Below are 8,487 nucleotides of genomic sequence, written 5' to 3' on the forward strand. Positions count from 1 at the left end.
CGCCGCCGACCTCGAAGATCTCGACCCCCTGCGAATACTTCTTGAGGGCCTCGAGCGACGCGGTCGTGACCCGGTGCAGGGGCTCATCGGCACGCAGATCCGTGTAGGACTCGCCCACTCGTTCTCGCATCCGGGCCGACAGGCGGTCGATGGCCGGGATGATCCCGTCCGCGTCCGTCGCCGACTGGCGGTCGGAGGCCAGCGTCTGGCCACTCCCGGCGTCGACGATCCGCGCCGTGAGCTGATAACCGTTCCCCACGGCCGTGATCCGGCCGGTGATGACGGCCGCATAGCCTTCTCGGACGGCGATCTCCTGCGCCACTTCCTGGGTCACGGGTGAATCGGGGTCCCGCTGCATTCGTTTGAGGGCCGCCGCCACGGACGCGGGATCCACGAGCGACACGACGTTGGACTGCGACAGGTCGATCCGGAGCGCTTCCGTCGCGGCGGACCCTATGGATGGATCGGGGGAATCGAACTGGGCGAGGAGGATCGGCGCCTGGGACTCCAGCATTCCCTTGGCGACGAGCGAGCCTACCGGGCCGATCCCCCGGTTGCGCATGAACATGAAGCCGGTGGTGACGACCGTGAGGAAGAGGAACGCGAGCCCACCTCCCACCAACGCGTTCCGCCACGTGAACAGCCGGCGGGGCGAGAGGTCGGACGCCCCGGCGGAAGCCGCGACCGGAGCCGCAGCCTCGGTCGCCGCAGGACCGGTGGAATCTTTCGCTGGCACCGCGTGCCGGGCCTGCACCACCGCGGTCGCCACGATGATCGGCAGCCCGATGAGCAGCAGGAGCATGGCGAAGGGAAACACCCAGTCGGGCAGTCCGAGGTTGTCCTTCACGACATCGACGACCTGGAGCACCAGCCACGAGGCGCCCGCATACAGGACGAGTACCTGGACCAGCGAACGGTTCTTCATCCGCGCTCCCTCACGATCTCCTGCAATCGCTCCCGGGCCGACTCCACGCGCGGCTGCAGCTCGGGATCGGCCTCTTCCCACAGCTCCACGAACCTGGCGTAGTAGACGGCCGCGTTCTCGGCATCCCCGAGCCCGTCGTAGAGCTGGGCCAGGCGCTCGAAGAGGATCGGCCGGTTCGGCGCCTGCACGCGGGGCGTCTCGAGCTCCCGCAGGTACCAGACGATGGCCGAATCCGGACGCCCGGCGAGATCGTGCGCCTGCCCGATCTCGTACAGTCCGCAGGTTTCGCAGCCGGGAAGAAGCCGGCGGACCTCCCGGTAGCGCTCGATCGCCTCGTCGTATCGACCGGCGTGCAAGGCGGCCTGACCGTCGGCTTCCGCCTGGTCGTCCGTCCAGCGGTCGTCCGGTGCATCCGGCACGGCCTCGCGGAACGCGTCGATCATCGCCTGCGCTGACTCGGAGTCGCCGACCGCCGCGAACATCGCACTGAAGCCCAGGTACGGCCGGTCCAGCGGCTCGGGGATCTCCTCGAGCGGGTGCCGGGACAGCATCTCCCCGAGGAACGTGCGGGCAGCCGCCGTATCGCCCCGGACGTCGAGCGTCACCCAGAAGCGGCCGAACTCGTAATCGGCCCCCGGAAGACCGAGTTGCCTCTGGTAATCTCGCGCCTCCTGTCCGTAGGTCCTGGCTTCCTGGAGACGGCCCCCGAGGACAGCTTCCTCGGCGAGATGCCAGCGGGCCACCGCCTGGGCGGGGAGGTCCGCCGGAAGGGCATCGATCATCTCGCGGGCCGCGTCGATCATTCCGCCGTAGTCTTCGAGGTTCATGGCGATGTCGATCCGGCCGATGTAGAACCGGCGGTCTTCGGGGAACTTCCGCAGCCCCGTGTTCGCGACCTCGGCGGCCTCGTCGAACCGGCCGAAGCGAATCAGGCCGAACATCACGTTTCCGAGGCCGATCGAGCTCGAGTCCAGTGCGACGGACCGCTCGGTCAGCTCCAGGGCACGCTCCTGGTCGCCCATCTGGCCGTAGACGATCGCGAGGTTGTTGAGCGCCCAGGAGTCGTTCGGATCCAGGTCGAGCATCCGCTCGTACGCCGCCATGGCGCGGGCCTCGTCGAAGCGCTCCGTGTAGTAGGTCGCCTCGGCCAGGTATCGCTCGCGGGGCGTGAGCCGATCTCTCAGCTCGTAGGCCCGAGTGATCGCTTCGGACGCCCGGGCTCGCTCCCGCCTCGCGTTCCCGAGCTCTACGCCGAGCTTTCGCCACGCGCTCGCGAACTCGGGATCGATCTCCAGCGCCTCCTCGAGCAGCCGGATGGCACTCTCCGAATCACCCCTCCGTTCGCTCGCGTCCACGGCCTGCGAGTAAAGCTCGAGTGCCTCGAGAGACGAGGTGGTCACCGCCTCGAGAGGCGCGTCCGCCCGCAGGGAGGTGAACGACTCGCCGATCTTCTCCCGGATCTTGCCCGAGAGCCGGTCGATCGCCGGGATGATCTCGGATTCGTCGCGAGCCGTCTCCCGGTGCGAGGCGAGTTCCACGCCGTCCGATGACGAGATCACGTGGGCGGTGAGCACGTAGCTGCCCCCCGCTTCCGTGATCTCTCCACCGATCACGACCGGGATTCCCTCCCGTCTGCCGATCTCGCGGGCCGTCTCCTCGGTCAGCGGCTGAGACGGGTCCGCCTGCATTCGCTCGAGCGCCGGCGCGAGGCTGGCCTGCTCGACGACCCTCACGATCCTGGTCTGAGACAGGTCCACCCGGAACGCCTCGGTGGCGGCGCGCGCGAGGCTCTCGTCCTGCGCCTCGAAGTCCGCCAGGATCACCGGGCTGCGCTCGTCCAGCAGCCCCTTGGCCACCAGCGATCCCACCGGGCCGATGCCCCGGTTCCGCATGAACATGAAACCGGTGGTCACCACGGCGAGGAGCACGAAGGCGAGACCGCCTCCGACGAGCGCGTTGCGCCAGGTGAACAGGCGGTGCGGAGTCAGCTCACCCGGATCGGACGACTCCGACGCTGGCCGGTCGGGAGCCGAAGGCGAGACCTCGGCCGCCACGGCGGCGCCCGGACGGCCATGAAGCAGCGCCGTGGCCAGAATGATCGGGAGGCCGATCACCAGCAGCACGATGGCGAACGGGAACACCCAGTCCGGGAGCCCCATGTTCTGCTTCAGGAGGTCCACGACCTGGAGCGCTACCCAGGACACGCCCAGGTAGACGGCGAGCACCTGCCACACCGACCGGTCCTTGAGCCCGTCCAGAAGGTGCTTCGGTCCGCTCATCCTCGTTCCCTCGCGATTTCTTCCATTCGCTCCCGGGCCGCGCGGACGCGGGGCTGGAGCTCGGGGTCGGCGTCCGACCACAGGTCCACGAACATCCCGTAATAGCCGGCGGCTTTGTCCGGCTCGCCGAGCTCGTCGTACAGCTGCCCGAGACGCTCGAGCGTCCATCCCCTCCACAGGCCGTCCACCCAGGTCCGGAAGTTGAACGCCGGCGTGAGGTATTTCTCGTAGTAGACCACCGCGGAGTCCGGTTGCCCCCAGAGATCGAAAGCCATCCCGACGGCGTGGTTCGCGCAGGGATCGCAGCCGTAACCCGCGTCCGCATCCCGCAGCGCCGGAATCGCATCGGCAAACCGACCTTCGGCCGCGTCGATCCAGGCGGCGGCCACATCGAAACCGAGACGGGTCCGGTCGGCGAGCGGACCCAGCTCCTCACGCTGAGCAGCCAGGAGTTGCCGCGCGGGCTCCAGCTGCCCGGCCTGAGCCAGGATCGAGGCGACCCAGGCGGTCGGTCGATCGAGCGGCGGGATGTCTTCCAGCGGATACTGTTCGAGAGCCGCCTCGACGAATCGGACCGCTTCGCCCGGCCTCCCGAGCGCCAGCTCCAGCTCGGCCTTCAGCAAAGAGGTCGCCAGCGGAGCCGCGCCGCCCCGGATCTCGTCGGCCTCGATCGCCGCGTCGTACGAAGCTTCCGCTTCCGCGATCCTCCCCTCACCCACATCCATGAGCCAGTCGACCGTGCTCGTGCGGCTCGTCCAGTACGGATCCGCGCTCTGGTCGCGACGGAGGGCTTCATTCAGGCGACGGGCTTCGTTCGAGTTTCCCCGCAGGTGCTCGAACTGAACCTGCCAGTCTCGCCAGGCGGGCTCGTTGGGCTCGAGGACGATGGCAGAGTCGAGCCATACGGCCGCGGAGTCGAGCTGGCCGAGGTTCGCGTACACGACGCCGACGTTGGCCGCCGTCAGCCCCAGCTCGGGGTCCATCTCGTGAGCCCGAGAATAGTACTCGAGCGCCTTCTCCCAGTCGCGCTGGAAGTAGTAGACCACCCCGATGTTGTTGACCGACGACATGCTCTCCGGATCCACCCGAAGGAGATTCTCGTACGCCGTGATCCCGCCCGCCGGGTCATCCTCGACGTCGAGGTAGTACGTGGCCGTCACCGCCCACTTCTCCCGCTCGGTCAGGCGGTCCCGGTATTCGTACGCCTTGGAGTGCGCCCAGTACTGCCGCGACCACTCTTCGAACCGATTCTGGAGGAAGATCCCGAGCCCCCGGTAGGCCATGGCGAAGGTGGAGTCGATCTCGATCGCCCGCTCGAGCAGCTCGATCGCCGCATCGAGGTTGCCCTCATCGCGCTGGACACCGGCCTCGGTGTAGGCGCGGAGCGCTTCGAGCGAGCTGGTGCTCACCTGGCTCAAGGGCGGGCTCTGGCGCATGCTCGTGTAGGACTCGCCGATCTGCTCCCGGAGGTCGCGCGACAGCTCGTCGATCGCCTCGATGATGTGGGAGGAGTCCGGCGCCGTCGTGCGGGCGTTGGCGAGCAGGTCGCCCGCGGGAGTCACGAGGTGCGCCGTGATCACGTACGAGCCGCCGCCCGCCAGAATCTCGCCTCCGACGACCGCCGCCAGCCCCTCCCGTTCGGCGATCTCGCGGGCCGTGGCTTCGTCGACGCGGGTGCCCCGGTCACGCTGCATGCGAGCGAGCGCGCTCTCCACCGTGCGCGGACTGACCAGGCGAACGATGTCCGATTGGGACAGGTCGACGCGCAGGGCCTCGGAAGCCATGCGACCCAGCATGTCGTTCCCGGCCTCGAAGTCCGCGACCAGGATCTCGGAGCGCTCGTCGATCAGTCCCTTGGCCACCAGCGAGCCGACGGGTCCGATGCCGCGGTTCCGCATGAACATGAAGCCGGTGGTGACGATCGTCAGCAGGACGAAGGCCGCGGCGCCCCCGAGGAGGGCTCGCCGCCACGTGAAGATATGGTGGGCCTCGAGATCTCCTGCGTCGGGTTCCGCGCCCACCTCCGGCGGCGGTACGGGCCCGGCCTCGGGCTCATCTCCCTCCGGCCGTCTCACGGTCCTCTCGGCCACCCGCGCCTGAATCGCGGCCGTCCCGAGCATGATCGGAAGCCCGATCAGAAGCAGCACCACCGCGAACGGGAACACCCAGTCCGGAAGGCCCATGTTGTCCTTCAGGACGTCCACCACCTCCAGCACGCCCCAGGAAGCACCGAGGTACAGCAGGAGGACCTGCCACACGGATCGGCCGCCGAGATCGCCGAGGACCTGACTCAATCCGCGCTTCTCAGCCACGTTCCCTCACGATCTCCTCCAGCCGGGCCCGCGCGGCCTCGACACGCGGCTGCAATCTCGCATCGGCCTCTTCCCACAGCTCCACGAACCGGGCGTAGTGAAGCGCGGCGTTCTCGAGGTCGCCCCGCGCGTCGTACAGCTGGCCGAGCCGCTCGTGCGTCGGCGCAAGCTCTTCCGAGTCGATGAAGAAACGGAAGTTGAACGGTGCATCCAGATACTTCTCGTAGTAGGCAATCGCCGAGTCGGCTCTTTCGGCCTGGTCGAACAGGCTCGCCTCCTCGTAGTACCGGCAGGGCGTGCACACCCAGGGCGGCAGCGACCGCAGTTCACGGAGCGCTTCCTCCGGCCGTCCTTCGGCGCCCGCGACCTGCATTCTGACCCATGTGTTTCGTTCGAATTCCCGGCGTGCCCGGCTTCGCTCGGGCACCTGATACCAGGCCCGCTCCAGGAACTCGAGCCCGCGTTCGACGTCGCCGACCTGAATCAGCAGCCATCCGATCCTGCCCAGGGGCGGATCTTCGAATTGTTCAGGATCCGCTTCGACTTCCGCGATCACCTCGGCGACGGTGGACAGAGCCGCGGCCGTATCCCCGAACACATCGAGTTGCAGGAACACCGCGTCGAGCCGGGTCCGCACCGACGCTTCCAGGTCTCCGCGAGATCGCTGACGCTCAGACCGGTCTTCGAGCTCCGCCACCAGATCCGAAACGCGACCGTGCAGTATCTCGAGCCCTTCGAGCGCTCGCTCGACTCGCTCCTGGGCGCGAGCCCCGGGAAAGCCGTCTCGATAGTTCTCGACCGCCCTCCGGAAGCCCTCCTCATCCCCCTTCAGCCAGAGGAAGTGGGCCCGCCAGTCCTCGAACAGCGGATTGGCCGGGAACGAATCCAGCTTCGCGTATTGGGCGGCTGCGGCTTCCAGATTCCCGAGGTTCGCCTGCGTGATGGCCACATTGGCCGCATGCAGCGACAGCTCCGGTGCTGCCTCGTGGGCCCTCTGGTACCAGAGCAGCGCGTTCTCGAAGTCGGCCTGACGATAGTAGTTCACGCCGATGTTGTTCATCGCCTGCGCATCTTCCGGATCGAGGCGCAGCATCGCCTGGTACGCTTCGATCGCCTGCTCCCAATCCTCCGTGACGTCGCTGTAATACGACGCCTCCACGAGGATGCGCTCTCGTTCGGTCAGGCGGTCCCGGTAGCGGTACGCCTCCTCCAGCGCCTCTTCCTGGCGCTCCCGGTCCTCGTTGAGATTGTCGAGGATCGTCGAAAGGTCGCGCCATGCGAGCGCAAAGGTCGAATCGATCGCGACGGCCTCTTCCAGCAACCGGACGGCCGCCTCCGGATCTTCGTCGCGGGCCTCGTGCGCCGCCGTGTACTTCTCCAGGGCCTCGAGGGATCCGGTCGTCACGTGGGCCAGAGCCGGGGTTTCCCTCAGAGACGTGTACGACTCGCCGATCCGCTCTCGCAGCCTGGACGACACCTCGTCGATCGCGCCGACGAGCGCCTCATCGTTCCGGGCCGATGCGCGGGCCGAGGCGAGCAGGCTTCCGTCCGCCGACGCGACCAGCCGCGCGGTCAGCACGTAGCCGGATCCGAGCGGGGCCAGCTCGCCCGCGATCACGGCCGGGATCCCATCGCGTCGGGCGAGCTCGCGGGCCGTCTCCTCGTCCAGGTCGGTGTCCGAGGATCGCCCCATGCGTGCGAGCGCATCCGCGATCGAGTCGGGCCCGACGAGTGTGATGGCAGGCGACTGAGAGAGGTCTACCCGGAACGACTCCGTGACGGTTCTCGCCATCACGTCGTCTTCCGCCTCGAAGTCCGCCAGCACGACGCGGGCGCGTTCTTCCAGCACGCCCTTGGCAACGAGCGAGCCGACGGGACCGATACCCCGCGTCCGCATGTACATGAAGCCCGCGGTGACGACGGTGAGCAGAACCAGCGCTCCGGCCCCACCCAACAGCGCGTTGCGCCAGGTGAACAGGCGGCGTGGCGACAGGTCCCCCGGCGCCATACCGGGCTCCGCCCCGTCGACGACCTCCGACGAGTTCGAATCCCCGGCCGCCGCGGCCGCAGCGGTCCCCTTCGCCGGACCCGCCTGCAGGATCGCCGTGACCAGCATGACCGGAAGCCCGATCAGCAGCAGCACCAGGGCGAACGGGAACACCCAGTCGGGAAGCCCCATGTTCTGCTTCACCACGTCCACCACCTGGAGCACCACCCAGGAGGCCCCGAGGTAGACGGCGAGCACCCGCCACACGGCGCTTCCCTTCAGTCGCTCTCCGAGCCCGCTCATCCGCGCTCCCTCACGATCTCTTCCAGGCGGGCACGTGCCACATCCACACGAGGCTGTACCGAGGGGTCCGCGTCCGACCACAGCTCCGCGAACTGCGCGTAGTAGACGGCGGCCTGCCTCGCGACGAGGACGGCGAGGGCGCGGCCACTTCGGAGGACGTCGCGGCTGCGCCGGCGGGCCGAGCCTGAAGGATCGCCGTGGCCAGCATGATCGGCAGCCCGATGAGCAGGAGCACGACGGCAAACGGGAACACCCAGTCGGGAAGTCCCATGTTCTCCTTGAGCACATCGACGACCTGGAGAACGACCCAGGACGCACCGATGTACACGGCGAGAACCTGCCACGTTGCACGCAGCCGCCCGTCGCGAGACGCCTTTTGAGGTCCCGTCATTCGTTCGTGTATGCTCCAGATCGAGTACGCAGCCCGCTCCAATGTGTCCAAACGCCCGTCGACCGGGCAAGGACCGCGAATGTATTGGAACTTCGCGGTCTCCGGCGCCCCGGTGTATTGCCGAGGCGTCCGACCCCTGACAGCTTCCGACAGGTAGCCAGGACCCAACCGACACCGCGGAGCGCCTCCATGCGCACTCGTCTCGTCCTCTTGCTGCTGCTCGGAGCGCTATTCTCCTGTTCGAGCGATCGATCTGAGCCGGCTCCCGACACCCACACTGGAGACGCGCC

The 8,487-nt window shown here is 68.0% G+C and carries 4 protein-coding genes and 1 pseudogene; all 5 read right to left on the bottom strand.

Translation table 11 applies throughout. The features are described 5' to 3' along the window. Positions 1–925 (bottom strand): annotated as a pseudogene (locus AC36XV_RS11890) (hypothetical protein); the annotation flags it as partial. Further along, positions 922–3,204: a tetratricopeptide repeat protein gene (locus AC36XV_RS11895; RefSeq protein ID WP_492203901.1), complete on the bottom strand. Its 2,283-nt coding sequence runs from the start codon at positions 3,202–3,204 to the stop codon at positions 922–924. The pseudogene AC36XV_RS11890 and the gene AC36XV_RS11895, both read right to left, overlap by 4 nt. Beyond that, the gene (locus AC36XV_RS11900; RefSeq protein WP_492203902.1) at positions 3,201–5,516 is read right to left on the bottom strand and encodes a tetratricopeptide repeat protein; all 2,316 of its coding nucleotides are present in this window, start codon (positions 5,514–5,516) and stop codon (positions 3,201–3,203) included. Before AC36XV_RS11900 ends, AC36XV_RS11895 begins: the two co-directional genes overlap by 4 nt. Then, on the bottom strand, positions 5,509–7,806 hold the full coding sequence (locus AC36XV_RS11905) for a tetratricopeptide repeat protein (RefSeq protein ID WP_492203903.1): 2,298 nt from the start codon (positions 7,804–7,806) through the stop codon (positions 5,509–5,511). The genes AC36XV_RS11900 and AC36XV_RS11905 overlap by 8 nt, the downstream gene beginning before the upstream one ends. Before the next feature lie 10 nt (positions 7,807–7,816). Continuing rightward, positions 7,817–8,197, bottom strand: coding sequence for a hypothetical protein (locus tag AC36XV_RS11910; protein ID WP_492203904.1), 381 nt, complete (start codon positions 8,195–8,197; stop codon positions 7,817–7,819). Positions 8,198–8,487: the final 290 nt, after the last annotated feature.

It is taken from the genome of Candidatus Benthicola sp. (genome assembly GCF_058719085.1).